Source organism: Pseudoflavonifractor gallinarum, assembly GCF_014982855.1.
GTDB lineage: Bacteria > Bacillota > Clostridia > Oscillospirales > Oscillospiraceae > Pseudoflavonifractor_A > Pseudoflavonifractor_A gallinarum.
In genome coordinates this window covers 1-24069 of record NZ_JADCKF010000008.1, presented here as the reverse complement: position 1 = coordinate 24069, position 24069 = coordinate 1, and the positions used below count along the sequence as shown (strand labels likewise).

The following is a 24069-nucleotide window of genomic DNA, read 5'->3' as shown; positions in this document are numbered from 1 at the left end:
CCGTGGAGAAGGAGAAGATCGACCGCCTGGCGCTGATCGGGCAGCTCAGGCCGTTTGCAGAAAAGCAGAGCAGCCATATCTCCATCCGTCCGACCCTGGTGCGCTCTGCCGTCCAGGCGCTGGAGGAGGCGGAGCGGGAGGTGCGCTGTCTCCGCTGGGCCATCCGCCGCCTCACACAGAAGCGGGAACCCAGGCCGGAAAGGGAAAGCCCGCCGGCGTGGGCGGTGCAGATGCTACGCCGGTTTGAGCGCTTGGAATAAGAACGGCTCCGGCCTTCTGCCGGGCGGGGTGCGCGCTCCGCCCGGACCTCTCTTTGACCTCCGGGCGCCGTCCTTCCGGCGGCGTCCGGCAGAGGGCCGGAGCAATGTGTCCAAGTTGGACACGGAGGGAGGTTTATATGAGATATCAGTATCTGGAAAGCGGCGAGTATGAGACGGACGTGGTTGCGGCATTTTGTTCGTTTTGCGGGGAAGGGGACGACTCCTGCGAAGAGTGCTCACCGACTGGCTGCCCGGTCGCCCGATTTGGGATAAGGGCGTATGCGGAAGCGAACACAGCGGAGGCCGCGATGCGCATGGGGCTGCGCCTCATCCCGGACAGTGAGGAAGAGGTTGCGCAGATCCGGGAGTTGTCCGCAAGACTGGAGGCAGAGCTGGAGTATGAGTAAAAAGAATATGCGCCGCATCCGCCTGCTGGTCACGGCCCAGACGGCCTATCACCTGGAGGAGCTGGCCAAGATCTGCGGCTACAAGGAACAGGGCCGCGTGGTGGACAAGCTGGTCCGGGAGAAGATGGTGAGCTTCCGTATGGAGCGGGAGCGCTGAAGAAGGGAGGAGAATGACATGACGCTGGACACGATGGAAGGCTTGCTCCAGGCACTCAGGCGGCTGCGCGTGGAGACTGGCAGCCTGGCCTGCCTGGGGTGTGGGCATGAGCATGACTGCGGCGTTCATGGGTGTGCGATCATCCGAAAAGCCATGGAGCGACTGTCGGGGATGACCAGTGCGGACCATTCTGCCAGCACCGACAAAATGGTGCCATTGACGCTGGAGCAGCTGCGGGAGATGGACGGACAGCCGGTGTGGATCGTAGAACAACCGGACTGGGGACATTGGGAACTATCGGAAGATGCGGACGACTACTTTTCGGATAGAGACCCTGGTTTGTATGGACTTACATATCCAGATCCGGAAGGAAAAGGCGGGATCCATAAGTTGGGGTGGATTGCCTACGCCTACCCTCCATCCCACATCGACCTGGAGGCGTGGATAAATGTAGAAGATCGGTTACCAGAGGACGAAAAGCCCGTTTTGGCATATTACGGGTTTTACCGTGAAGAGGATGACCTTGGCGCTCGGTTTATCGGGACGCTGACATACTTTTCTCATGATCCAGATCCGCACTGGCAGCATGAAAGCACAGGCCTTTTTGTAACACACTGGAGGCCTCTGCCGGAGCCTCCGGCAGAGCTGGAGAAGAGAGCGAGGGGAATCGAGAAAGATGGGACTTAATCTTTGCGATAGATGCGTTGCAGATTGCAGGCACCACCGAGAACCGAATGAAATTGTGGTCAAATGTGGGGCATTTAAGGCGCCTGAGACCAATGCCGACCATATCCGCTCTATGAGCGACGAGGAGCTGGCAGAGTTCATCAACTGCTGCACCTCGGGAGATGGAGCACCGGACTTTTGCAGGAGACTGCCAGAGTGTGATGACGATTTGGAGTCCGACACGCTCATACCATTTGAGCGATGCAATCAGTGTTTGCTGTACTGGCTCAGACATCCTGTGATCCAAGGAGTCACCTATGAGTAAACGGATCAAGACCATCACTGCCGGGCGGCTGGTGTCCGCTGTGTGCTACACGGTGGCCGGCCCCCGGGACGGGGAGCAGGAGCGCTCCTGCAAGCGGGAGATGAGCAGCGCCGGACAGGACAGCATCAACCTCCGGAGATCCTGGCAAAAGCTTGAGATGACACTGGCCGCCAATTTTGGAGGGCAGGATCTCCACGTGGTCTATACATACGACGACGCCCACATTCCCATCCACAAGGACGCAGCCCTGAAGCAGTACCGGAAGATGCTCAAACTGCTCCGGGGTGCGCGGAAGATGGCAGGGCAAAAGACCCGGTACATCTATGTGACCGAGCAGCTCTCCTCCGAGGGCGGGCGCCTCCACCACCACATGGTCCTCAACGGAACTGGCCGGGATGTGGAGGTGCTCCGCTCCCTCTGGCCTTATGGGCAGGTAGAGGTGGAACGGCTGGATGTGTGGGAGGGCTACGAAGCCCTGGCCCGCTACCTCACCAAGGAGCCCCGGGAGGTGGGCAAGTGCCGGGTGGGGGAGCGGACCTGGACGCCGTCCATTGGACTGCTCAAACCAAAGACCGAGACCGAGACGGTCAAGGACAACGTCACCATCACGCTGCCGCCAGGGGCGTTCGTCCTGTCCCGGAAGGCGGATAACAATGGGTGGGGCGAATATCTGTATTTGAAGTACCTGCTGCCGGAAAAGAAAGGAGACAAGAAGGGAAGACGGCCACCGGCCAAACGGAAACCTGCATAGCTCGCGCGTCTTGTTTCTGTCTGGAAACAGGGTGTAACTTCTGGGAAGGAGATGGAAAACAGCTGTGGAAACATTGAAACATAGCACCGAATGTGGTAAACTAATCGTAAGGGACGGATGGGTAACCTGCCCGATCTGTCACCGGAATAAACGGCTGCTGCGTGTCGAAGAAGATACCGAGGCAACCGGACTCCCGGTTTACTGCCGGGATTGCAAAACAGAGATCATCGTGAATATTGCAAGAGGCCAGAGCGTTGAACGCCGGAGCCCGACATGACACCCAGGAATGGGTCGTGTTGGGCTCCGGCTTTTTGTATGTCTGGAGGTGATAGCCCATGGCAATGAAGCCGCTCCGGCCCTGCCGATATCCCGGGTGTCCGGCGCTCACCCGCGAGGGTTACTGCGCAAAGCACAAGCCTAAGCGGGCTGAGCGCCGGGCATCTGCGGAATACCACGGGTGGTACAGTCTGGACATCTGGACGCAGGATCTGCGCCCGACCCAGCTCCTGAGGGAGCCTTGGTGCCAAGAATGCGCCCGCCGCGGCATCCGGACCAGGGCCACCGTGGTGGACCACGTCACGCCGCACCAGGGTAACTGGCTGCGGTTCGTTGATCGGGGCAATTTGCAGTCACTCTGCAAGCATTGCCACGATCGAAAAACAGCGCTGGAACAGGCGGAAAAGCGCAGAGAACGGGCGCAGTTTTGAGCCATTCTCCGGACAGGAAGCTACGTCCGCGCTCCGGCGTGTGCGCAGGTGCGTGAGCGTCTACACGCCTGCGTGCGCCCAGGGGAAAGCCAGAGGCTTTCCGACCCACCCCCGCCCTGAAAAAGATTTTGGGCGAGGGTGCGCAAGACCGCACGGCCCCTCGAATGTGAGAAAATTTCCCCCATCAGGGTTTCGGCCGAAAGCGGGAAACAGCGGGAGGTGAAAAACATGCCGACGCCACCGAAGGCGCTGGAGAATATGAGCAAAAATCTGACCGACGAGGAGCGCCAGCTTCGGGAGCGCGCTGAGGATGGGGTGATCCCGGACCGGGGGCGGGAGTCCAACATGGAACGTCCCGCCATCATGGCCAAGAACACCGCTGCCGGCCGCTACTGGAAGAAGGTCCTGGAGCGGATGCAGGGCCTGGTGATCCTGGACGACCTGGACAGCGATGCTCTGGGCGTCTACTGCGTGATGATGGCGCGGTATGAGAGCCAGTGCAAGGTGCTGTCTCAGGTGACCAAGCAGCTGAAGGATGCCAAGGGCGACCCGGAGAAGGTGGCCGACGTGGTGTCCAAGTTGGACACTGTGAGCGGCAAGATGCAGTCACTGGAACGGAACATCCTCCAGTATGCGGAGAAGCTGGGGCTTACGCCTTCCGGCCGGGTGCGGCTGGCCCAGAAGCGGGCACAGGCCGCAGCCGAAGCCAGGACGGACCAGGACAGTGACCTCTATGGCGACTAGATGGCAGTCCGGCCTGCACCACCCTGTCAGCGTCTATGCCAAGCAGGTGACGCAGGGGCGGCTTCGGGATCAGTGCTGCAAATATGAGATACTGGCCTGCCAGCGGCATCTGGATGATTTGAAGCGCCAGGGAACGGATGACTTCCCGTATGTTTTTGACACCACCCGGGCGGACCGGATCATCCGGTGGTTTGGCCAGTGCATCCAGGTGCGCGGCGTGGACGCGGGAAAGCCCATCCAACTGGAGCCCTGGCAGGTGTTCGACCTGGGCTGCACCTACGGCTGGGTCCACAAGGACACCGGCGCACGGCGCTTTTCCCATACCTACAACAAGCGGGCCCGGGGCAACTACAAGAGCTCGGAGAAGTCCTGCCAGGGACTCCACCACATGTGCGGGGACGCAATCTATCCGCCTTACCACCCGGAGCTGGCCCGATTTGAGCAGGAGCCGGAGGTGGAGTGCGCGGCGGTGGACCGGGGGCAGGCCATGCGCGTGCTGGGCGACGCAAAGAAGATCGCCCAGGCCAGCCCCAACATTGCCAAGCGGCTGATCGTCCCGCGCTCCAACCCGATCGTACACAGGACCCGGGGCGGGTATATGCGGGCCCTGTCCAAGGATACCAAGAACAAGGACTCGGGCGCGCCCACCTATTTTATCGTGGATGAGTACCACGCCCACCCCAACTCGGAGATCTATGACCTGGGCACCAACTCCTTCGGCAAGCGGGAGCAGTCCCTGCTGGATGTCATCACCACCGCAGGAGATGATGCCGGGAGCAAGCCCTGCTACGAGGAGGAGCTGTACGCCAAGCGCGTGCTGGAAGATCCCACGGTCATTGACGAGAGCTATTTCATCATGATCCGGGAGCTGGACGAGGGGGACAACCCACACGACGAGAAGCTGTGGGCCAAGCCGAACCCGTGCCTGCGGTATCCGAGCCGGTACAGTGAGATCCTGCTCAAGCAGATCCGGGACGAGCATAACGCGGCCTATGCCTCCAACGACCCCAACAAGATCCGAAAGTTCCTGACCCGCCGGATGTGCCTGTGGCAGTCCGGCAGCGTGAACCGCTATCTGGACGAGAACTGCATGGCGAAAGTCAGGACGGCTATGGTCCCCCGGGAGGAGTTTGCCGCGCTTACCGACGGGCTGCGCTGCAACTGCGGCTTTGACTTGGGCAAGCGCATCGACCTGAGCGGCGCGGCGGCGGTGTTTGACCTGCCGGACGGGCGCATCGCGTTCAGGCTGCACGGCTTTATGCCGGAGAACGGCGCCGACCGCCATGAAAAGACCGACCGGGTGCCCTATAAGGCCTGGGCACAGGGCGGCTACTGCACCCTCACCCCCGGCGACGTCACCGACAACAGCTATGTCTACAACTGGATCTGCGCAGGCGAGCGGGAGCATGACTGGCAGGTGGACGAGGTGGACTATGACGGCCACAACGCCACGGACCTGGCCATCCGCATGAACGAGGACCGGAACCGGGAGGACTTCTGCGTGGAGGTGGCCCAGACCTGCGCCGGGCAGAACCTGGCGGTGAAGACCTTCCGGGAGCTGCTGCTCCAGGGGCGGGTGGTCATAGAGGAGAGCCCTCTGGCCCTCTGGTGCCTCCAGAACGCCATCGAGATCCAGAACAACTACGGGGATATCAAGCTCTCCAAGCGACATAAGGACGACACCGAGCGCATCGACCCCGTGGCGGCGGCCATGAATGCACTGGCCCGGGTGCTGGTGAAGCGAACGCCGGTGAGAAGTGACATCAACGAGCACATTCAATCCGATGATTGGGGTTTGTAGAATGGAACATAAGAGAAAATTTTTTGATATGCTGCGGAAGACTGCCCGGTCGTTTGCCGGGAATTTCGCGCTCTATCTGGATGACCTGCTTCTGATCGGCGCCGGTGCGTGCCTGGTATCGGCGGCCTACGAGCAGTACGGCCGGGCGGCTGGATTAGCGGCGGCTGGTGTATGCCTGGCGGCATATGCCCTGATTGTAGCCCGGTCGAGAGGAGGACGGCACAAGTGATTTTGAGCAAAGCCGTGCAGGCACCGAGAGCTTCCATGGAGGAACAGTCCCTTGGGTGGGAAGAGGTGCAGGCGTGGTTCAAACGGGTCTTTACCGCCGGAGAGGCGATCGAGGGGAGTCAGGGCAACGCGGAGCACCTGTCTCCCGTAGCAGCGGCCCACCGCATCCTGACCAACTCCTTTGGCCTGATCCCATTCGGTGCGTACCGGAAGGATGGGGATGCCAGAGTCCCATACAATGACGAGCGGCTCCGCACGATGCTGAAGGTTCGGCCAAACGACTGTATGTCTCCGTTCATGCTGCGTAAGGTGCTGATGTCAAACGCCTTTTGGCACGGATTCGGAGCGGTGTGGAACCGGCGCGACAGCTCCGGCCGTGTAGTCCAACGGTTGCCGCTGCCGACAGAGTGCTGTTCCATTCTCAAAGACCGCGAAGGGGGACAGTATTGGTATCAGTACAATGTGGACGGCATGGTAAAAAAGTTTTCCAACTATGAGCTGTCCTTCCTGTTCTTTGAGACCTATGACGGCATTCACGGACGCGGATTTCTGCATCTGGCCCGGGAGGCCATTGCAGTGGACGCCATGGCCCAGAGGTATGGCAAGAAATTCTACCAGAACGGAGCGCGGCTTTCCGGCATTGTGGAGATCGACTCGGACGCCGATCGGAAGACCAGGGACAAGGTCAAGGCAGAGTTCCAGTCCTATGCGACGGACGACGCCTTTGCAGTGGCAGTTCTGGACCGCGATATGAAGTACACACCCCTGGGCCTCAATCAGAGGGATAGCCAGTTTATCGAGAGTCGGGAATTCTCTGTGGAGGAGGTGGCTCGGTTCTCGGGAGTGCCCAAGCATATGCTCCAGACCGGCAAGGAGAGCTACAACAGCAACGCCCAGCAGCGGCTCAACTATGTGACCGATGTGCTCCTGCCCTATGTGGTGCAGTGCGAGAATGAGGACTCCTGGAAACTCCCCACGCCCGATCAGAAACGGGACGGGGTCTATATCCACGGAACGGTGGAGGCGCTGCTCCGGGCAGATCCCAATACGCGGGCCGATTTTTATGTGAAGCTGATTGAGCACTCGGTGATGAATCCGGACGAGTGCCGGGCAAGGGAGGAGCTCAACCCCGTTCCGGGAGGACTGGGGAAGCAGTTCCTTGTGACAAAAAATCTGGGCTCTCTGGAGTCCGTACTGAGAGGAGAGGACACAAATGCCTGATATCGCACTGCGCGGTGAGCTATGGGACAACGACTCTGCCGACGTGCTCCGCTGGTGGGGCTTCCGGGACATTACCGCGCCCATGGATATCCAGGCGGCACTGGATGCTGCCAACGGGGAGGATGTGACACTGCTGATCAATTCTCCCGGCGGAGATATGGCGGTAGGCACGGAGATCCGTTCCATGCTCCGCCGCTACCATGGGAACACCACAGCCCTCTTCCAGGGCTATGGGGCAAGCGCTGCCACGTTGGCGGCAACCGGCTGCAAGACCATCCAGAGTGAGCCAGGGGCGCTGCTGTGCTACCACAATCCAAGCGGCGCAGCCGAGGGGGACTATCATGATATGCGCCGGTCGGCGGAGGCCCTGCGTAATGCCAGGGACTGCGTGCTGGAGGTCTATTCCGCCAGAAGCAGCGCCAGGAGCCGGGAAGAGCTGATCGCCCTGATGGACAAAAACATCTGGATCAGCCCGAGCCAGGCCCTGGACTACGGCCTGATCGATGAGATCGTGGGCCTGCCCGGTGGAGAAGAAGACCCTGCCGCCTTTGTGGCGGCATCCGGGGGCCGTATTCGGCTGACGGCCGCCATGCGGCAACGGTACCAGGACCATATGGAAGCTGTGCGGAGGGAGACCGAGGCCAGAGAAAGAGCAAAATGCGCCATGGCTAAGCTGCGGGCGCTTGCAAATTTTTGATTGAGAGGAGCAAATACGATGGATTTCATGGAGAAGATCGCGGACCTGCGTGCGCAGAAGAGCCAGCTTCTGGCCAAAGCTCAGACTGCGGCTGATGAGGGCAACTATGATGAGGTGGACCAGATCACCAACCAGATGGAGGGTATCAACAACCAGATCAGCAGTTTGGAGAAACTGGCCAGACAGAGCCAGGAAAATGCCGATCCCGTGTACGACGGTATCCTGCATGATAAGAATAAGACCCCCAAGGAGGGGAGAGGCGGCGAGGAGAAGCCCTTCGCCTCCATTGGTGAGCAGCTGGCCGCCATCTACAACTTCCGCAAGAACCACATTGAAGACAAACGGCTTCAGCAGGTGAACAACGCAGTGCTGGGGACCAACGAGGGGATCGGCGCGGACGGCGGATTTGCGATTCAGACGGATTTTGCTGGATCAATTCTGGAGAGCGCGGTGCAGATGAGCCCCCTGCTCAACCGTTTGGACCGCTATACCTGTTCCAGCGCGGCCAACTCCATGCGGTGGATCAGCGCGGATGAGACCGATGTGAGTCAGTCCGTGTTCGGCGGTGTACAGATGTACTGGGCAGCTGAGGGCGCCGCTGTGGCCGCCAGCAAGCCTCAGTTCCGGGAGATCAAGATGGACCTGGAAAAGATGATGGGCTTCCTGTACTGCACCGATGAAATGTTGCAGGACGCCGCTTTTATGAGCGGCTTTGCCTCCACCGGCTTTGCCCTGGCCGGTGACCGCCTGTTGACGGACGCTGTGATTGCAGGCAATGGATCCGGCAAACCCCTGGGCTTTATCAATTCCAAGGCCCTCATCACGGTAGATAAGGAGCCGTCTCAGACCGCCGGAACTTTCGTGGGCAATAACGCGGTGAAGATGCAGGCGCGGTCTATGCCTCGCGGCCGCGAGCGGCTGGTGTGGCTGATGCATCCCGATGCGGAGGAGCAGCTGCCCCTGCTGGTCATCAAGGGCGGGGATGAGTCCAAATTCCTGTGGACGCCTGAGGGTGGTCTGGGTAATTTCGACACCCAGCGGGTGCTCCACAAGCCGGTCCTCTTTGAGGACAGCTGCTCTGCTCTGGGCACCAAGGGCGATATCATGCTGGTGGATCCCTTCCAGTACATCCTGCTGACCAAGGGCGCCGTCAAGCAGGACTGGTCCATCCATGTGGAGTTCCTGACTGACCAGAACTGCTTCCGCGTGGTGTTCCGCTGCAACGGCGCACCCAAGGTAAACAGCCCCCTGAAGATCAAGAACAGCACCAAACTCCGCAGCCCCTTTGTGGCGCTGGCCGACCGAAAGTAAGGAGGAGCTACTGTGAAGCGTATTTTTGAAGAGCTGGCCTTTGTCAATGTGTTTGCGCCCCAGTCCGTGGAAAAAACCACGGACAAAACCACCGCCTTTGTTGACACCTCCGGCGCTGGGGAGGTCGCATTTTTGGTCTCCACCGCAGCCTTGGGTGCGGGCAAGAAGGTAACGGTGACGGTAATGGGCTCTGATCAGTCCACCGGCGCAAGCGCCAAAGCCATTGGCGATGCGGTGGAGTTTTCCGACAGCGTGGGAACGGATCCTCAGACGATTGTGGTGAGCTACCAGGTGGATCCCGCCAATCCCCGCTACATCGGCCTGAAATTCCAGCACGACGGGGACGCTGCAGTCCTGTGCGGCGTGGCTGTGGCCGGCCGCAGCCTGTATCTGCCCGCCGCCAATGGCTGGACCGTAGCAAAATGATGTCGATCGGCGATGAACGGATGAAATCTCTCCTGGCCTATTGCAGGGTGGAGGAGCCGACCGAGGAGGAGCTCCTCACCCTGGAGGGGCTCTATGAGGCCGCGGTTGGCTATCTGGAGAACGCCGGGGTCTCGGAGCCGCCGGAGGGCACGAGCCGGCGGGCCCAGTACGACCTGGCAGTCAATTTTATGGTGCTGCGGGATTTCGACCTGCGGGACGCCACCATCACGGGGACGATTGTGGAGGACAACCCGGCTTTCCGTCGGCTCATCGTCCAGCTGAAGCTGACGGAGCCGGTGTCCGAATTGGACGCATCGGGGGAGGGATGACCCATGGCGGCACACATCGACGCCGGGCGGCTGGACAAGCCGGCCCAGGTGCTGGAGCTGAGGGAGACATCCACCGGGGTGTGGAAGTGGGTGGCCATCCGCAGGGCCTGGGCCAACATCACCCTGAGCGGCAAGACAAATCTCTTCTCCAAGGTGGGCGTGGGGGCCCGGGACGCACAGATCATCGTGCGGCGGCAGGCTCTCACGCCACACCAGGCCCTCCGCTGGGGGGAGAGGCACCTCTTACTCACGGCGGTCACTGAGCGGGGGCGCAACCATCTGGACGTGTCCGCTGCGCTGGTGAACGTGGAGACAGTCAAACAGCTGGACGAGGAGGGGAATGGGGCGATGATCTTCCCTGGAGTCCGTACTGAGAAGTATGTGAAACACGAACAAGAGTGGCCCATGTCGGTGAATGACGCCGTGCAGGTCCTGGTCGTGTCCAAGCCCATCCGGCTGAGACCGGGGTGCCTGGTGGAGATCGGAGGGGAACTCTGGGAGGTCATGACGCCCCACGAGCTGGACCAGTACAAGAACGAGTACGAGATCGGGAAGCGGGTGGACCTGTAATGGGCAGTATCGCTCGTATGCAGCGGGAAAAGCTCGACGAGTTTACCCGGTATTGGGAAGATCTGTTCGAGGAGTTCCCGGAGGCAAGAAGGCGGGCCTCTGAGGCCATGGGCGAGGCCACGAAAAAGCATCTGGACCGGCAGATCGGCCGGTCCGGGTTCCGCGGAGGGGCGGACTACACAGTCCGGAGCTGGCAGGAAGTGCGCATCGGAAGCAAGGGCGGATATGCTGCAGTGAGTCCCATAAAGGGGACTGTGCTCCGCCGCCCCGGCGGAGACAGAAAGGTAAAGACCTGGCGCGGGCGGGAGGTAACCTCCAGCATGGTCACCCGCTGGCAGGAGCGCGGCTACGGTACCCGGAAGGCCGCGCCCGGCTCCGAGCGGTCCTGGAGCCGAGTAAAAAGCGGGAAAGTCCATGTGCGGGACAAGAAAGACTATGTGAAGGGCAAGCAGTTCTACTCCTACACCAAGCTGAAGGCCTTTGACAACGCGCTGAAGGCTGCGGAACAGCTCCTGGACCGCATTGCATGGAGCGATGCGTATATGGCTCATCTCAAGCGGGAATTTGACGTGGAATAGGAGGAACCACCGTGAATACAGACCAGATCATGGCCCGGGTAAAGGAGATCATCTCGGCCGCCTTTCCGGGTGAGCCCATTTTTGTGGACCGGCTTCCCAAGGACTTCCAGCGCCCGTCCTTTGCCCTGGAACTGCAAAAGGAGGCCTTTGCCGACCTGAATATCGCACTGGTCCAAAAGACGGTGACGGTGCTGGTGACAGGGTTTGTGGCGGTAAACGCCTACTATGACAGCAGCCGGGAGGAACTCAACCGGCGGCAGGACCGTCTCATGGAGCTCTTTGCCGGGCCGTCCATCCGGGTGGACGACCGGCATCCCACGGTCACCGCGAACAAGGGAACGGGAGCGCCCGATTTCTGCGAGGTGCAGGTGACCTTTTCCTGGAGCGACACCCGGCCGGGCTACCACGATCCGGACGATATGACCGACCCGGTGAGCGCATCTGTCCCCAAGATCGAGAATTATGAAGGAAACATCAATTCGTCCGCCCGGAATGCGTCCGGGCGGACCATCTGATAACGAGAGGTGAATGATATGGCAACCACAAACGGACTGCCCACCCTGAAGATCGCCTTTGAGAAGGCGGCCGCACAGGTGGCCAACCGGAGCAAGAAGGGCTATGTGGCCGTCTTTGTGCGGGACGCAAACGCCCAAGGCGTCCATCTGCTCAGCAGCGACGCCCTCATCCCCAGCAACCTGGGGGAGGACAACAAAAAGCATGTCAAGCTGGCCTTTGAGGGCTCCGACCGGGGCGCGCCCAGCCTGGTGATCCTGGTGGTCATCGCCACCGGCACCGATGACACCACCGCCCTGGAGGGTGGACTCAAGGCCATCGAGCAGTATTCCATCGACTATCTGGCCGGTCCCCCCGATGTGACGGATGATGAGCTCACTAAATTGGTCGAGTGGACAAAAGCTCAGAGGGCGGTCTACCGCACCGTGAAGCTGGTGCGCCCCTGGAAAACGGCTGGAAGCGACAACATGGGCATCATCGAGCTGGACGAGAGCGGGATGAAGGATGCGGCGGGCGCGGTAACAGCATCTGCGTACTGCGCCCGGATGGCCGGTATCCTGGCCGGCATCCCCATGAGTATGAGCGCCACCTACGCCGCCCTCCCCGAGCTCACCGCCGTCACCGAGCGCACCACGGCCGAGCAGACCGAGGCCATCAACAACGGTAAGCTCATCCTGATCCATGACGGTCTCCAGGCCAAGATTGCCCGGGCGGTGAACTCCCTGACCACCATCCCGGCAAACGGCAACCAGGACTGGAGCAAGATCAAGATCGTGGAGGGCATGGACCTCATCTCCTACTACCTGCGCACCACCATCGAGAGCCAGTATCTGGGCCGCTACCCTAACACGTATGACAACAAGCAGCTGCTGGTCACCGCCATCACGGACTACTTTGCGTACCTGGAGGGGGCGGGGGTGCTCGCCGCGGGCGAGAGCTACTGCGCCGTGGACTATGACCGCCAGCTGCGCTGGCTCCAGAGCCAGGGCGTGGAGACCGCCGGCATGACCGAGCAGCAGATCCTGGAGTACCAGACCGGCTCCTGGGTCTTTCTCAAGTGCGGCGGTAGGCTGGTGGATGCTATGGAAGACTTCGAGGTCCTATTCGAGGCGAAGTAAGGAGGAAGAGAGATGGCAAGATCCAATTTCAGCGCAAAGCGCATCCCCAACGGCACCTACGGCTCCTACTGGCTGGACGGGGAGCGTGTGGCCGAGTGCTACGGCTGCCAGGCCAAGGTGCAGATCAACTCGGAGACCATCAATCTCTGCGGGGAGTTTATGGAGAACCAGAAGGCCACCAGCGGCAAGGGGAGCGGCTCCCTGATGCTCTACAAGGTGGACAGCGGACTCATCCAGAAGCTCCAGGGGATGCAGAACGGCGTGATCCCCGAGGGGACCATCGTCTCCAAGCTGGCCGACCCGGACAGCGCCGGGGCTGAGCGTATCGCCTACTACGGCGTGCAGTTCTCGGACCTCACCCTGGCCGACTGGCAGGCGGCCACCGTGGGCAAGATCACCGCGCCCTTTACCTTTACCCGGTTCGAGCTGCTGGACGCCATTCCCGTGGAGTAAGGAGGAACGGATATGGAAGAGAAGAAAACGGACCTGCTCTCCCTGCTGTTGCGGCCAGAGCTGCCCAACGTGCAGGAGCAGCTGCCCACGGCCCGGTACCGGATCAAGCGCCTGAGCGAGGCCACCGGCAAGGATGTGGTGTTTACCCTGCGGGCGCTGCCCTATGGCAAGGTCCAGCGCATCCGGGAGACCGTGGTGGGCGATGTCAGCCCCAGCATCCTGCTGGCCGGTTGTGTGGAGCCCGACCTGAAGGCCGATGCGCTCAAGGAGAAGTACGGCGGCGCGACGCCGGAGGAGACCGTGAAGGCCATGCTGTTGCCCGGGGAAATCGAGGACCTGTCCCGGGCGGTGGAGCGGCTGTGCGGTTATCGCCGGGCCACCATCGAAGAAGTAAAAAACGCCTAGCGGAGGGTACGGACCCAGAGCTGGATCTCGTGTTTTACTTGTTCCGCGTCCATCACTGGACGCCGGAGCAGTACTACGCCATGGGCCAGGGCGGCCGGGATCTGGCCTGGGGCTTTGCCCTCCGGGAAATCGAGCTGGCAGAGGAAGCGCGGAATGAATAAAAAAGCCGCCCCCCAGATGGGGGCGGCGGAGATTACGATTCCGAGGAGAAGGAGGACCACAGGGCCAAGAGGAACATGAGAAGCGTAGCCGCGCCAAGCAGCTTGACGGTCGGATCATCCCAGACCATGGCAAAGGAGAGTGTGACGATCAGCATAAAGATCGTGACGAACCAGATAACTCCACGAAGGTTCCGACTGGTCTCCCGGAAGCGGGAGACAGGGGAGGAAGTCTGCTCAATCTGCGTGTCGAGCTCGTGCAGCTGTTCTTTCTTTTCGGCAAGCTGCTCCTCCATACGGGTGAAAAGAGCACGCTCAGGTGCATCTTTTGGCATGGACAGGAACGGGGCCGCGTCAGGCCCGTGGGTTAAAAAGGTCAGATGAACGATCTCCTGCCGCAGGGATTCCTGTCGGTGGATTAATTCCTCACGTGTCATAAAACGGCCTCCTTTCTTATCTGTATCATAACAAAAATCGAAAAAAAGTCAATGGGAGGTGACAGCAATGGCAGAGGAAGTCGGCATCGTCATGAAACTTTACGATGAGGTCAGCCCTTCGTTGAAATCCATTACGGGCAATTCCAAGGCGTTTGATAAAACCATGGACGAGCTGGAGGAGAGCCTGAAGGCCTATGACAAGGCCCAGACGACACTGACCGAGCGGATGTCCAATCTGAAAAAGGCAATGGCGGAAAACAATGTCCAGGTCAAAGAGGCGCAGAAATCCTATCGCAAGCTGAAGGACGAGGCCAGCAAGGGGGCACTGGACGCCGCCATCGAGGAGCAGGTGCGGCTCAAGCGGGAAATGAATGAGACCCGGGCGGCCATTGACTCCAATGCTGCGGCTTATCGGGCCCTCTACCAGGAGGCCGGAAGAGCGGTCGCGGCGGAGAGCCGGTTCAGCAACCGGTCGGAAGGGCCGGGATTGCTCACCGCCCTGGGCAAGGCCGGCATCCTGAACATGGCGGGAGACGCCGCCGGGGAGTGGGCCAATGCCCTGGCAGGGTCGGCTCTGGGCAGTCAGGGAGCAAACCTGTTCTCCGGGGCCCTGAGCGGCGCGGTATCGGGCGCGGCCATGGGATCTCTGGCTGGTGCTCCTGGAATGGCGGTTGGTGCAGCCATCGGTGGGATCGCCGGCCTGGCCGGAGGCGCGGCCCAGAACTTCCAGAACGAGGACGAGGCCTTCAAGAGCTACTACAACGGCCTGTATGAGGAGCAGAAGGAGGCCGCGTCCCAGCGGCTGGAAAGCGGCATAGGAACCGCGTCCCAGTGGGAGCTGGACGCCATCGCCTTCAACCAGCTGCTGGGTTCCGGCGTGGGGGACCGGTACCTCTCTGACCTGCGGGAGATGGCGGCCAGCACGCCCATGGAGTACGCCGACCTCACCGGCATGAGCCGGGCGCTGGCCACTGGATTTGGGGACGCGCCGGAGCGGATGCTGGACCTGATGACGGCCATCGGAGACGCGGGCAGCGCCGTGGGCGTCACGGCCTCCGATATGACCGAGATGGCCCGGGCCATGAGCCGGATGCAGAGCTCCGGCAAGGCTACCCTGGAGTTCCTGAACATCTTCCAGGACCGGGGCGTGGACGTGATCGGGATGCTGGGCGAGGCCATGGGCAAGACCCAGGGCGAGATCTACGACATGATCTCCAAGGGGGAGATCAACGGGCAGAACGCCGCAACCATCATCCAGCAGGGGATGGAGAGCGCGTATGGCGGGGCCATGGACCTGATGAGCGAGACCTTTTCCGGCCTGACCTCCACCCTCCAGGACGCCATCACCGAGATCAATGTGGCGACCGGCGAGGGGTATAACCCCGTCCGGTCACAGGGCATGGAGGAGGAGATCGCGGCCTATGGCGGCGCACTAGGGGATGCCCTGAAAAAGCTCAACGAGATCGAGGGCGAGAACGCGGCGCGCGACCAAAATATGGCCGAGCGGTATACCCGCGAGGCCCTCTCTGCGGTGCTGCTGGGGGAAAAGACGAGCTACATCTTTGATCCGGAACAGCAGGCAGCTCTGGAGGAGATGCGGAATGAGTTCATCGATGCCTCACTTGCCTATGAGAACGGCAGCCGGGAGGCGGGCGACAAGATGGCAGATCTCCGCGAAGAGGCTATCACGCTGGCCACCGCAGCCTATGACAGCAGCGACCGCGTTCTGGCACTGGAGGAGGCGGAACGGGACCAGATCGCAGCCATACGGGACAACACGCAAGCGTTGAACGGATGGAGGAGCAAATACCAGACTGAGCTGGAGAAGGAAAAGGGGGGCGCATCATCCAGGCTGAATGTCACGGAAGTAGATATTCCGGAGGGCATTGAGGGAATATCTCCAGAAAAAGCAGAGGAAATCTACCGCAGGACGGGCGGACAGGTGGACGTCCGGAGAAAAGATAATACCACTGGAAGCGGCGCCGCCTACGGCCTCTCCCGGGTGCCCCGGGACGGGCTCTACTACCTCCACCAGGACGAGCGGGTCCAGACGGCCCAGGAGGCCCGGTCGGAGAAGGCCCGGACACCCCTCCAGATCACCATTACCGGGAACACCTTCGGCGCAGGTGTGACGGCGGAGGAGATCGCCCAGCGTCTGGCAGACGCCATCGAGCTCAAGCTGGCGGCGGGGGTGTTGTCATGAGGCGCATTCTCTCTTTCCTGGACGAGGCGGCGGGACGGGAGCTCATCCTCCCGGTGACGCCGCCCTCCTACACCTGGGACCGGGGCAACCGGGTGGAGACCATTCAGCTGGACCAGATCGGGGAGGTCAACCTCCCCGGCGCCACCATGATGGGGAGCTGCACCCTGGAGGTAATACTCCCGGCCCGGCTCTATTCCTTCTGCAATCCCGGCACGATACCAAATCCGTACATCTACCTGGAGCAGCTGGAGCGGTGGAGCGACGCGGGCACGCCGGTGCGCTTCCTGGTATCCGGGACCCCTACCAACGCCCTGGTGCTCCTCGAGACCACCCCCTACGGGGAGCGGGACGGCACCAATGACCTCTACGTGACCCTCAACCTCAGGCAGTACCGCAAGCCCCAGGTGCCGGTGCTCTCCGCCTCCGGAGGAGGCGAGACCAGCCGCAGCAGCTCCACGGGTGCGGCCCAGCAGCGGACCTATACCGTGGCCAAGGGGGACACCCTGTGGGGGATCGCTAAGAAGTTCTACGGGGACGGGAGCCAGTACACCAGGATCGCGGCGGCCAACAGCACCACCGTGAAAAACCCCAACCTGATCTACCCGGGGCAGGTGCTCACCATCCCGGCGTCCGGGGACCTGCCGTCCCCCATGCCGGCCAGTACCAGCGTGGCCACGGCCAACGCCACCAAGAGCACCTACGCCGCCGCCACCGGGACCTGGAAGCTGAGTCTGTGATGTGTCCGACTTGGACACAAGGGAGGGACCAAGTGTGAAGTACGAGCTGCTGCTCACATCCCCGGGTGGGAACTCTACCCGGGACATCGCCCAGCTGGTCCAGACCATGAGCTGGAGCGGCAGCGTGGACCAGGTGGCCCGGGAGCTATCCGTCACCCTGGCCGTCCCCCGGGACGGCAGCGTGACGCCGCCTCCTCTGGAGGAGGGGGCCGTCCTGACTCTGCGGTGGGAGGGGGCGGCCCGGTACACGGGGCCGCTCCTCTCGGCTACCACCGGGAGCCAGGATTCCCTGGTGGACCTTTCCTCCCTGGACCGGGGGCGGTTTCTGGTGGGCAATGAGGGGTGGTATAAGTTTACCTCTGTGACCCCCGAGTCGGCGGCGGCCACTCTGGCCCGGGACTATGGCATCCCCACGGCGGGGATCGCCAAGACCGGGGTGAGCGTGGGGCGGAAGTTCCCCGGGGTGGCACTGGACAAGATCCTCAAGACCCTGTACGCCCTGGCAGGGGAGCGCACCGGCAAGCGGTACCTCATCCGCTTCACCGGGGACGGGCGGCTGGAGATCGTGAAGCGGCCCACGTCGGCCTCCCTCACCATCGCCTCCACCATGAGCGTGACCAACACCTGGGATATCACAAATTTGCAGAACAGCGTGGTCATCCGCACCGAGAGCGGCGCGCTGGTCCGGCGGGTGGACGACGCCCCCTCCGTGGCACTCAACGGCCGCCTGGAGCACGTTATCACCCAGCGGGACGGAGAGGACGCCGGGGCGGAGGGCAAGGCCTGGCTGGAGGACCACGGGCTCACCCAGAAGCTCACGGTGGAGACCCTGGGAGACCCCCGGCTCATCACCGGGGAGGCCGTCATCCTGCGGGACACCGGGAGCGGGGTGAGCGGCCTCTTCTGGATCGACGCCGACACCCACACCTGGAAGAATGGGCAGTATTTCTGCAAGCTGACCCTGAACTTCCGCAATCTGCTGGACGAGACCAGCGCGGGGAGTGAGATCAAGTGAAAACCTTTGAGGAAAACGCGGCCCGCATTGCCAAGTCCATGGGCCGGGCCGCCGGACGGTCGGCCCCGTCCTCCCCCTTCTTCCTGGGGGAGGTGCGGGAGGCGGGAAACGGGAAGCTCCGCGTCAACTGCGGCGGCATGGACCTGACCGCCGGTGACCTGTACGTCTCGGCCGGGCTGGACTACAAGTGGACCCAGGACAACGGCCTGCCGGAGCTCCTGCGGCGGGGGGACCGGGTGGTCCTCCTGAGCGGGGACGGGCAGGCCTACTATCTCATCGCAAGGGTGGTGCGGGTATGAGTCTCTTTCCCATGTACTCCATCCCTCAGGGGAGCGCAGCCGGGGAGCTGCCCCTCTATACCGACGTGGCCATGGACTACACCGCCGGGACGCCCCGGTGGGAGAGCGGCAATCCCGTGATCGTCTCCGGCCTGGAGGCGGTCAAGAGCTGGGCCTGGCGGGCTGCGGCCACCGCCCGGTACCAGTACAAGTGCTTCTCCTGGGACTACGGCTGCGAGCTGGAGAGCCTGGTGGGACAGCCCTACCAGGCCGACACCAAGCGCAGCGAGGCTGCCCGGTATGTGCGGGATGCCCTGCTGGTCTCGCCCTACATCACGGACTGCCAGGTGGAGGATGTGGCATTTGAGGGAGATACTCTCCACCTAAACGTCACATTTACCACGGTCTACGGAAAGGAGGGGTTTTATGTTTGAGGACCGCACCCAGGAGAACATCAAGAAGGAAATTTTGGCCGGCATCCAGCCGGACACGGGGCTCTCGACCCTGGAGGGGAGCTATGCCGACGCCACGGTGGGCCCGGTGGCCGGGGAGATCAGCGAGCTCTACAAGGCCCTGCCCGCCGTGGTCTCCATGCTCTTCATTGACGAGACCTCCGGCGGGTATATCGACCTGGTGGGGGAGACCTACTTCGGCATCACCCGCCGCCCGGGCACCAAGGCACGATGCTCCGTTACCCTGACCGGAGACCCCGGTACCCTGGTCCCGGCTCAGACCAGCTTCTTGACCGCCACCGGGCTGGAATTTGTCCTGGTGGATGCGGTGTCCATCCCGGAGGGCAGGACTGCCCAGGGGACGCTGGAGGCCGCTCACGAGGGCGCCGCCTACAACATCGGGGCGGGGGCTATCGTGAGCATGTACATCAACCTCCCGGGATTGGCGTCCTACACCAATGAGGAGGCATCCGGCGGCACCGACACGGAGAGCGACGCGGCTCTCGCCCAGCGCATCCGGGAGCGGCGGCAAAAGCCCATCAACGGGGCCAATGGCTGGCAGTACCGGGCGTGGGCCCTGGAGGTGGCCGGCGTGGGCGACGCCAAGGTGGTGGAGCTCGCCGACGGACCGGGCACCGTGGGGGTGACCGTGGTGGACAGCAATTATGCACCGGCCTCGCCCGAGATCGTGGAGGCGGTGCAGGAGGCTCTGGACGCCAAGCGCCCGGTGGGGGCCACTGTCACGGCGGCGGCTCCCAGGGAGCAGGAGATCTCCGTGAGCGCGGTTGTGGTCATCTCCTCCGCCACCACGGCGGAGACCGTAAAGGCCGAGCTGGAGGTGCGCCTGAAGGAGTACCTGTCCTCCCTGGTGGCCGGGAAATACGGGACCATCTACTACGGCCCCGAGGAGGACCTGGCCTACACGGTGATCTATAACCGCATTCTGGCCCTCCTCCTCACCATCGACGGGGTGGAGAACGCCACCAGCCTGACAGTGAACGGTGGGACGGCCGATGTGACGGTGCAGCCGGACGAGGTCCCCACGCCCGGGACGGTGGAGGTGACCATCTGATGGATCGCTATGACCTGATGCTCCAGCTGCCGGCGTTTTACAAGAGCATTCCCTTTGCCGAGCTCCAGCGGGTGCTGGGGGAGGCGGCCCGCCGGGCGGCCGCCGACGTGGACTTTACCATGCTTCAGCTCTGGCCCCAGACCGCCAGCGGCTGGGGGCTTGAGCTGTGGGAGACGGCCTATGGCATCCCGGTGGAGGTGGACAAGGATACGGAGTTTCGCCGGACCAGGATCGTCTCCAAGCTCCGGGGACAGGGAACGCCCACGGCTGAGCTCATCCGGGCTGTGGCTGCCTCCTTTGTCAATGGTGAGGTGGAGGTGGTGGAGCACAGCGGGGAGTACTACTTCGCGGTGAAGTTTGTCTCGGTGCTGGGCGTTCCGCCCAACATCGAGGACCTGACGGCCGCCATCAACGAGATCAAGCCGGCTCACCTGCGGTTTGTGTATGAGTATCTGTACCGGACATGGGAGCAGGCCGGGGCCAAAACCTGGGGCCAGGTGGCTGCATTCAGCTGGAAGGACCTGAGAGAGGGGGATATCGGATGACCAATACGACCAACTATGGGTTGAAAAAGCCCGGTCCGAACGACTATGTGAATATCGATGATCTCAACTACAACGCCGACGCCATCGATGCGGCCATGCAGGAGAACAAGACGAAGCGGGCCGACCTGAAATTGTCCAACCTGGACACGCCACAGGAGGCACTGTCTAATTTGGGCTCTGGAGTTCGCCCCACACTCCTCCGCAACGGCTTCTTTATCGGCGGAGGAAGCCAGAAGGGAAGCGGAATTTTCCCCATAAATCATCGGGGGAAGCTCAGTTATGCGGACGGCTACACCATTGACGGCTGGAAGCTGAACAGCGGTACACTGACTGTAAAAGACGACTGCATCGAGTTTGAGGCGCCGCCTGAAAACTTTGCAACATTTGAGTGCGCCGTGGAAGCGCCTTCCAATTACAGTGGTAAGACCCTCACTCTGTCCGCGCTGGCCGAGCGGATCAGCGGGACAGAGTATTGCTATATCACGAACATCTTTGACGAGTACAAAAAAGATGTTGCCATCCCGGACGCGAAGGGGTTTTGCTCACTGACGGACACCGCTGGGACGCTGACCTCCTCCCTGAAATTTGTTTTTGTATGCGGCAAGGGGTGCAAGATTCGGATGTACGCCGCAAAGATGGAGGAAGGTGACTTCCACACTCTCGGATGGATGGATGAGTCTGGCTTGCCGCATTTGTTTGTTGGACCTGAATTTGGGGTAGTGCTTTCGGAGTGTCAGCGGTGTCTTATCCCGGTGAAGAAAAATTCCTGCTTTGGGTTCGCTTCATCTGATACTCTTGTGTATCTCTACATGCCTATTCCAGTCTCTATGAGATCCGTCCCGGTTTTTATTGGGACGATTGGCGAAAGCCTATTCCCTAATGATGGAAACAAAGTGACTGAAATTTCCGTATTCGGCAGTAGTGCTATATCAAATATGATTACTCTCCGTGTTACTGGAACTGGTTTTACACCCGGTAAAGTGTATGTTGCAAATGATGCGGAAGGCTTTTTGTCGGCGGAACTGTGAGGTGACATATGGACATTATCAACTCGAAAGTATATGTAAAGGCCGACGAGCATGGCCGTATCATCCGCTGCGATGGAGGCTATACGACACCGGAGGACCTATCCGGATGGACACAGATTGACGAGGGCACAGGGGACAAGTACAACTTGTGCCAGAGCCATTACTTTGACGGAGGGCTTTATACAGCAGATGGCATCCCCCGCTATAAGTTGGTGGACGGGAAGCCGGTGGAACGTACGGCGGAGGAGATCGAGGCCGACCGGTGGGCGCTGACCCCGCCCGCGCCCACCGCTCTCGAGCAGCTCCGGGCGGATGTGGATTTTCTGGCCATTATGCAGGGGGTGGAGTTATGAATGTAGAGGAGCTGGCCCGGAAGTACTATCCTACGCTCTGGGACAAGCAGCGTATCGAGGCTCTGGTGGCAGCGGGCCGCCTGAGCCGGGAAGCGGCTGACGCAATTATGGCTGGAAGGAGTGCGGAGGAATGAGCAAACGGATTGCATATATCCCGCTGAATAGCATTGATAAGCTGGAGATCCGAGTCACAAACTGTAAAAAAACGCTCTCCCAGGTCAAGAAGGAAACAGGGGCCGCCTATATCCTGAACGGCGGCATGTGGAACGCCGACGGGTCTCCGTGCCCCATGCTGAAAGTAGGCGGCGCGCTGCTCACCAAGACATGGGGCGCTTACGGCTACGGATGGAACGGCGGCCCCGATATCAAGCTGGAGAGCAGCCCGGCACTCTTTGAGAACTTCATATCCGTAACCTGCCTGATCGGTCCGTGGGGCCCTGTGGACAAGCCCAGCTATCAGCAAAAAGGTCAGGGAGGCACCCGGGGGCGCTCTGCCATTGGTCTCAAAGATGGGGCGCTCTGCCTCTATTGCTCCTCGGACAGATCCAGCGACGCCCGGACGCCCGAGGGTCTGCGGGATGATCTGGCCGCCCTTGGCTGGGAGAGCGCCGTGATGCTGGACGGTGGCGGATCTTCCATGTGCGACTTTGACGGAGCGATTATGCGGGGAGACGGACGCAAAGTCCATAACTGGATTTGCGTCTACACGGCAAAGGGAGGCACGGAGCCGCCGGAAGGAGAGGATACCATGAGCAAACAGTACACGGTCACGCCGGCCATCGGCGTGAACATCCGCAGCGGCCCGGGTACGGGCTACGGAAAGACGGGGGCCTATCCCTGCGGCACGGTGGTCACCATTCTGGAGGAGCGGGACGACTGGGGGAGAACAGACAAGGGCTGGGTTTCCTTGGACTACCTGGAGCCGGTAAAGGCCCCTCAGCGGACCACTGACAACGGCATTGCCATCCAGACCGAATATATCCCGCAGGGTCGGAAGAACCGTCCTGGCGGCCTCAATCTGTGCAGCTATCTCACCATCCACGAGACCGGGAACACCGCCCGGGGAGCCGACGCGGCGGCTCACGCTTCCTATCTGAAGGGGGACGCTGCCACCAATGCTCTGGTGAGCTGGCACTACACGGTGGATGACCACGCCATCGTCCAGCACCTGCCGGATACCGAGACGGCCTATCACGCCGGGGACGGAGCCAAGGGCCCCGGCAACACCAAGAGCATCGGCGTGGAGATCTGCGTGGATGCAGGCGGGAACTTTGAGAAGGCAAAGCAGAACGCTGCCGCCCTGGTGCGCCTCCTGATGACAGAGAACAGCATCCCCCTGGAGCGGGTAGTGCAGCACCACTATTGGAACGGCAAGGACTGCCCCCGGACGATCCGGAACACGCCCGGCGGCTGGGAGGAGTTCCTGAAGCTTTGCGAAGGGGAGGACCCCAATGTGTCCGACTTGGACACCGATGTGGAGGTGCTGGCCCAGGCCGGGATCATTACCAGCCCGGACTACTGGAAAGCCGGCAGCGGTTACTCGGACGCCAACGTGGTGTGCCTTATCCATGCCATGGCGGAGCATATTAGAAAGGGGAAAGACTGATATGGAGCATGTGAATACGCTCAAGGCCGCGCTGTCGGCCTTCTGCGCTGCCCTCACCGCACTGTGGGGCTGGTTTGGCTGGCTGGTCATTGCATGGATCTCCTGCATGGCCATCGACTATGCCACTGGGTCCTGCGCGGCGCTGCGAGCGGGGAAGTGGTCCAGCCAGGCCGCAAGAGATGGCATCTGGCACAAGCTGGGGGCGGTGGTGGCAGTCATCGTGGCTGGTATCTTGGACATGGTGATCAGCATGATCCTGGAGCATATGCCTGGCATAAGCCTTCCGTTTACATATGAGATCTTTTTCTGCCCGCTGGTGATCGTGTGGTATATCCTCACAGAAACGGGGAGTATCATCGAGAACGCCGGAGCGCTGGGGGCGGATATCCCACCCTGGCTTACGAAGGCCATTGAGTCCCTGCGCGAAAAGGTGGACGATGGGGCAGGAGCACAAGAGGATACAAAATAGGTCAAATCAAAAAGCATGGTTGTAGCAAGATCCCGCCGAATGATCGGCG

At 61.4% G+C, this 24069-nt stretch carries 35 protein-coding genes; 34 read left to right on the top strand and 1 reads right to left on the bottom strand.

Annotation, left to right across the window (positions count from 1 at the left end):
* The first annotated feature begins 2 nt into the window (after positions 1-2).
* From INF37_RS09565 to INF37_RS15875, 22 genes are all read left to right on the top strand, one after another.
* Positions 3-260, top strand: a complete 258-nt coding sequence (locus INF37_RS09565; RefSeq protein ID WP_193537977.1) for a hypothetical protein — start codon at positions 3-5, stop codon at positions 258-260.
* A gap of 137 nt (positions 261-397) precedes the next feature.
* Entirely contained in the window at positions 398-667 is a 270-nt protein-coding gene (locus INF37_RS09560) for a hypothetical protein (protein WP_193537975.1), read from the top strand.
* Positions 660-824, top strand: a complete 165-nt coding sequence (locus tag INF37_RS09555) for a hypothetical protein (protein ID WP_193537973.1) — start codon at positions 660-662, stop codon at positions 822-824. Before INF37_RS09560 ends, INF37_RS09555 begins: the two co-directional genes overlap by 8 nt.
* Positions 825-842: 18 nt before the next feature.
* Positions 843-1511 (top strand): DUF551 domain-containing protein, encoded by a 669-nt coding sequence (locus INF37_RS09550; RefSeq protein ID WP_193537971.1) that lies wholly within the window; start codon positions 843-845, stop codon positions 1509-1511.
* A gap of 296 nt (positions 1512-1807) precedes the next feature.
* The gene (locus INF37_RS09545; RefSeq protein WP_193537969.1) at positions 1808-2566 is read left to right on the top strand and encodes a rolling circle replication-associated protein; all 759 of its coding nucleotides are present in this window, start codon (positions 1808-1810) and stop codon (positions 2564-2566) included.
* Positions 2567-2630: 64 nt separating this feature from the next.
* A complete protein-coding gene (locus INF37_RS09540) occupies positions 2631-2843 on the top strand; it encodes a cysteine-rich KTR domain-containing protein (RefSeq protein WP_193537967.1) in 213 nt (70 codons plus the stop codon).
* A 58-nt stretch (positions 2844-2901) separates the two neighbouring features.
* Positions 2902-3273: an HNH endonuclease signature motif containing protein gene (locus INF37_RS09535; RefSeq protein WP_193537965.1), complete on the top strand. Its 372-nt coding sequence runs from the start codon at positions 2902-2904 to the stop codon at positions 3271-3273.
* Between the two features lie 228 nt (positions 3274-3501).
* A complete protein-coding gene (locus tag INF37_RS09530; RefSeq protein ID WP_101692839.1) occupies positions 3502-4017 on the top strand; it encodes a P27 family phage terminase small subunit in 516 nt (171 codons plus the stop codon).
* A complete protein-coding gene (locus INF37_RS09525) occupies positions 4007-5818 on the top strand; it encodes a terminase large subunit (protein WP_193537963.1) in 1812 nt (603 codons plus the stop codon). Before INF37_RS09530 ends, INF37_RS09525 begins: the two co-directional genes overlap by 11 nt.
* Position 5819: 1 nt before the next feature.
* A complete protein-coding gene (locus INF37_RS09520; RefSeq protein ID WP_193537961.1) occupies positions 5820-6047 on the top strand; it encodes a hypothetical protein in 228 nt (75 codons plus the stop codon).
* Positions 6044-7267, top strand: a complete 1224-nt coding sequence (locus INF37_RS09515) for a phage portal protein (protein ID WP_193537959.1) — start codon at positions 6044-6046, stop codon at positions 7265-7267. The genes INF37_RS09520 and INF37_RS09515 overlap by 4 nt, the downstream gene beginning before the upstream one ends.
* Positions 7260-7964, top strand: coding sequence for a Clp protease ClpP (locus INF37_RS09510; protein ID WP_193537957.1), 705 nt, complete (start codon positions 7260-7262; stop codon positions 7962-7964). Before INF37_RS09515 ends, INF37_RS09510 begins: the two co-directional genes overlap by 8 nt.
* Positions 7965-7982: 18 nt before the next feature.
* Positions 7983-9275, top strand: coding sequence for a phage major capsid protein (locus INF37_RS09505; protein WP_193537955.1), 1293 nt, complete (start codon positions 7983-7985; stop codon positions 9273-9275).
* Positions 9276-9287: 12 nt separating this feature from the next.
* A complete protein-coding gene (locus INF37_RS09500; protein WP_193537953.1) occupies positions 9288-9701 on the top strand; it encodes a hypothetical protein in 414 nt (137 codons plus the stop codon).
* Complete coding sequence (locus INF37_RS09495; protein WP_235964288.1) at positions 9698-10030, top strand: head-tail connector protein; 333 nt, start codon at positions 9698-9700, stop codon at positions 10028-10030. Before INF37_RS09500 ends, INF37_RS09495 begins: the two co-directional genes overlap by 4 nt.
* 3 nt (positions 10031-10033) lie before the next feature.
* On the top strand, positions 10034-10600 hold the full coding sequence (locus INF37_RS09490; protein WP_193537951.1) for a head-tail adaptor protein: 567 nt from the start codon (positions 10034-10036) through the stop codon (positions 10598-10600).
* Complete coding sequence (locus INF37_RS09485) at positions 10600-11178, top strand: hypothetical protein (protein ID WP_193537950.1); 579 nt, start codon at positions 10600-10602, stop codon at positions 11176-11178. Before INF37_RS09490 ends, INF37_RS09485 begins: the two co-directional genes overlap by 1 nt.
* 11 nt (positions 11179-11189) lie before the next feature.
* Positions 11190-11693 carry a phage tail terminator family protein gene (locus INF37_RS09480; RefSeq protein ID WP_328821065.1) on the top strand — a complete coding sequence of 168 codons (504 nt, stop codon included), beginning with the start codon at positions 11190-11192 and terminating at the stop codon, positions 11691-11693.
* A gap of 18 nt (positions 11694-11711) precedes the next feature.
* Complete coding sequence (locus INF37_RS09475) at positions 11712-12809, top strand: phage tail sheath C-terminal domain-containing protein (protein WP_193537948.1); 1098 nt, start codon at positions 11712-11714, stop codon at positions 12807-12809.
* Positions 12810-12821: 12 nt separating this feature from the next.
* Positions 12822-13262 (top strand): phage tail tube protein, encoded by a 441-nt coding sequence (locus INF37_RS09470; protein WP_193537946.1) that lies wholly within the window; start codon positions 12822-12824, stop codon positions 13260-13262.
* A 12-nt stretch (positions 13263-13274) separates the two neighbouring features.
* Positions 13275-13667 (top strand): phage tail assembly chaperone, encoded by a 393-nt coding sequence (locus tag INF37_RS09465; RefSeq protein WP_193537944.1) that lies wholly within the window; start codon positions 13275-13277, stop codon positions 13665-13667.
* Between the two features lie 29 nt (positions 13668-13696).
* Entirely contained in the window at positions 13697-13828 is a 132-nt protein-coding gene (locus INF37_RS15875; RefSeq protein ID WP_268960708.1) for a hypothetical protein, read from the top strand.
* 32 nt (positions 13829-13860) lie between these two features.
* On the opposite strand, the gene INF37_RS09460 is transcribed toward INF37_RS15875, so the two are convergent.
* Entirely contained in the window at positions 13861-14262 is a 402-nt protein-coding gene (locus tag INF37_RS09460; RefSeq protein WP_193537942.1) for a hypothetical protein, read from the bottom strand.
* Between the two features lie 67 nt (positions 14263-14329).
* Between INF37_RS09460 and INF37_RS09455 the strand changes: the two genes are divergently transcribed.
* Genes INF37_RS09455 through INF37_RS09400 form a run of 12 tightly spaced genes read left to right on the top strand, consistent with a single transcriptional unit; the run spans position 14330 to position 24020 of the window.
* Complete coding sequence (locus tag INF37_RS09455; protein WP_193537940.1) at positions 14330-16465, top strand: tape measure protein; 2136 nt, start codon at positions 14330-14332, stop codon at positions 16463-16465.
* Positions 16462-17202 (top strand): LysM peptidoglycan-binding domain-containing protein, encoded by a 741-nt coding sequence (locus tag INF37_RS09450; protein ID WP_193537938.1) that lies wholly within the window; start codon positions 16462-16464, stop codon positions 17200-17202. The genes INF37_RS09455 and INF37_RS09450 overlap by 4 nt, the downstream gene beginning before the upstream one ends.
* Before the next feature lie 34 nt (positions 17203-17236).
* Positions 17237-18217: an XkdQ/YqbQ family protein gene (locus tag INF37_RS09445; protein ID WP_193537936.1), complete on the top strand. Its 981-nt coding sequence runs from the start codon at positions 17237-17239 to the stop codon at positions 18215-18217.
* Positions 18214-18516, top strand: coding sequence for a hypothetical protein (locus INF37_RS09440; protein WP_193537934.1), 303 nt, complete (start codon positions 18214-18216; stop codon positions 18514-18516). The genes INF37_RS09445 and INF37_RS09440 overlap by 4 nt, the downstream gene beginning before the upstream one ends.
* Positions 18513-18929 (top strand): DUF2634 domain-containing protein, encoded by a 417-nt coding sequence (locus INF37_RS09435; RefSeq protein ID WP_193537932.1) that lies wholly within the window; start codon positions 18513-18515, stop codon positions 18927-18929. Before INF37_RS09440 ends, INF37_RS09435 begins: the two co-directional genes overlap by 4 nt.
* Positions 18922-20019, top strand: coding sequence for a baseplate J/gp47 family protein (locus INF37_RS09430; RefSeq protein WP_193537930.1), 1098 nt, complete (start codon positions 18922-18924; stop codon positions 20017-20019). The genes INF37_RS09435 and INF37_RS09430 overlap by 8 nt, the downstream gene beginning before the upstream one ends.
* Entirely contained in the window at positions 20019-20564 is a 546-nt protein-coding gene (locus INF37_RS09425; RefSeq protein ID WP_193537928.1) for a putative phage tail protein, read from the top strand. The genes INF37_RS09430 and INF37_RS09425 overlap by 1 nt, the downstream gene beginning before the upstream one ends.
* Entirely contained in the window at positions 20561-21592 is a 1032-nt protein-coding gene (locus tag INF37_RS09420; RefSeq protein ID WP_193537926.1) for a hypothetical protein, read from the top strand. The genes INF37_RS09425 and INF37_RS09420 overlap by 4 nt, the downstream gene beginning before the upstream one ends.
* 8 nt (positions 21593-21600) lie before the next feature.
* Positions 21601-21945: a hypothetical protein gene (locus INF37_RS09415; protein ID WP_193537924.1), complete on the top strand. Its 345-nt coding sequence runs from the start codon at positions 21601-21603 to the stop codon at positions 21943-21945.
* A complete protein-coding gene (locus tag INF37_RS09410) occupies positions 21942-22079 on the top strand; it encodes an XkdX family protein (protein WP_193537922.1) in 138 nt (45 codons plus the stop codon). The genes INF37_RS09415 and INF37_RS09410 overlap by 4 nt, the downstream gene beginning before the upstream one ends.
* On the top strand, positions 22076-23551 hold the full coding sequence (locus INF37_RS09405; RefSeq protein ID WP_193537920.1) for an N-acetylmuramoyl-L-alanine amidase: 1476 nt from the start codon (positions 22076-22078) through the stop codon (positions 23549-23551). Before INF37_RS09410 ends, INF37_RS09405 begins: the two co-directional genes overlap by 4 nt.
* Position 23552: 1 nt before the next feature.
* Entirely contained in the window at positions 23553-24020 is a 468-nt protein-coding gene (locus INF37_RS09400; protein WP_193537918.1) for a phage holin family protein, read from the top strand.
* The last annotated feature ends 49 nt before the right edge of the window (positions 24021-24069 follow it).

Bases quoted from the DNA above. Each gene is read 5' to 3' on its own strand.
- INF37_RS09560 (WP_193537975.1), top strand. From the start codon at position 398: ATGAGATATCAGTATCTGGAAAGCGGCGAGTATGAGACGGACGTGGTT.
- INF37_RS09555 (WP_193537973.1), top strand. From the start codon at position 660: ATGAGTAAAAAGAATATGCGCCGCATCCGCCTGCTGGTCACGGCCCAG.
- INF37_RS09550 (WP_193537971.1), top strand. From the start codon at position 843: ATGACGCTGGACACGATGGAAGGCTTGCTCCAGGCACTCAGGCGGCTG.
- INF37_RS09545 (WP_193537969.1), top strand. From the start codon at position 1,808: ATGAGTAAACGGATCAAGACCATCACTGCCGGGCGGCTGGTGTCCGCT.
- INF37_RS09535 (WP_193537965.1), top strand. From the start codon at position 2,902: ATGGCAATGAAGCCGCTCCGGCCCTGCCGATATCCCGGGTGTCCGGCG.
- INF37_RS09530 (WP_101692839.1), top strand. From the start codon at position 3,502: ATGCCGACGCCACCGAAGGCGCTGGAGAATATGAGCAAAAATCTGACC.
- INF37_RS09525 (WP_193537963.1), top strand. From the start codon at position 4,007: ATGGCGACTAGATGGCAGTCCGGCCTGCACCACCCTGTCAGCGTCTAT.
- INF37_RS09520 (WP_193537961.1), top strand. From the start codon at position 5,820: ATGGAACATAAGAGAAAATTTTTTGATATGCTGCGGAAGACTGCCCGG.
- INF37_RS09510 (WP_193537957.1), top strand. From the start codon at position 7,260: ATGCCTGATATCGCACTGCGCGGTGAGCTATGGGACAACGACTCTGCC.
- INF37_RS09505 (WP_193537955.1), top strand. From the start codon at position 7,983: ATGGATTTCATGGAGAAGATCGCGGACCTGCGTGCGCAGAAGAGCCAG.
- INF37_RS09495 (WP_235964288.1), top strand. From the start codon at position 9,698: ATGATGTCGATCGGCGATGAACGGATGAAATCTCTCCTGGCCTATTGC.
- INF37_RS09490 (WP_193537951.1), top strand. From the start codon at position 10,034: ATGGCGGCACACATCGACGCCGGGCGGCTGGACAAGCCGGCCCAGGTG.
- INF37_RS09485 (WP_193537950.1), top strand. From the start codon at position 10,600: ATGGGCAGTATCGCTCGTATGCAGCGGGAAAAGCTCGACGAGTTTACC.
- INF37_RS09475 (WP_193537948.1), top strand. From the start codon at position 11,712: ATGGCAACCACAAACGGACTGCCCACCCTGAAGATCGCCTTTGAGAAG.
- INF37_RS09470 (WP_193537946.1), top strand. From the start codon at position 12,822: ATGGCAAGATCCAATTTCAGCGCAAAGCGCATCCCCAACGGCACCTAC.
- INF37_RS09465 (WP_193537944.1), top strand. From the start codon at position 13,275: ATGGAAGAGAAGAAAACGGACCTGCTCTCCCTGCTGTTGCGGCCAGAG.
- INF37_RS09460 (WP_193537942.1), bottom strand. From the start codon at position 14,262: ATGACACGTGAGGAATTAATCCACCGACAGGAATCCCTGCGGCAGGAG.
- INF37_RS09455 (WP_193537940.1), top strand. From the start codon at position 14,330: ATGGCAGAGGAAGTCGGCATCGTCATGAAACTTTACGATGAGGTCAGC.
- INF37_RS09450 (WP_193537938.1), top strand. From the start codon at position 16,462: ATGAGGCGCATTCTCTCTTTCCTGGACGAGGCGGCGGGACGGGAGCTC.
- INF37_RS09435 (WP_193537932.1), top strand. From the start codon at position 18,513: ATGAGTCTCTTTCCCATGTACTCCATCCCTCAGGGGAGCGCAGCCGGG.
- INF37_RS09430 (WP_193537930.1), top strand. From the start codon at position 18,922: ATGTTTGAGGACCGCACCCAGGAGAACATCAAGAAGGAAATTTTGGCC.
- INF37_RS09425 (WP_193537928.1), top strand. From the start codon at position 20,019: ATGGATCGCTATGACCTGATGCTCCAGCTGCCGGCGTTTTACAAGAGC.
- INF37_RS09420 (WP_193537926.1), top strand. From the start codon at position 20,561: ATGACCAATACGACCAACTATGGGTTGAAAAAGCCCGGTCCGAACGAC.
- INF37_RS09415 (WP_193537924.1), top strand. From the start codon at position 21,601: ATGGACATTATCAACTCGAAAGTATATGTAAAGGCCGACGAGCATGGC.
- INF37_RS09410 (WP_193537922.1), top strand. From the start codon at position 21,942: ATGAATGTAGAGGAGCTGGCCCGGAAGTACTATCCTACGCTCTGGGAC.
- INF37_RS09405 (WP_193537920.1), top strand. From the start codon at position 22,076: ATGAGCAAACGGATTGCATATATCCCGCTGAATAGCATTGATAAGCTG.
- INF37_RS09400 (WP_193537918.1), top strand. From the start codon at position 23,553: ATGGAGCATGTGAATACGCTCAAGGCCGCGCTGTCGGCCTTCTGCGCT.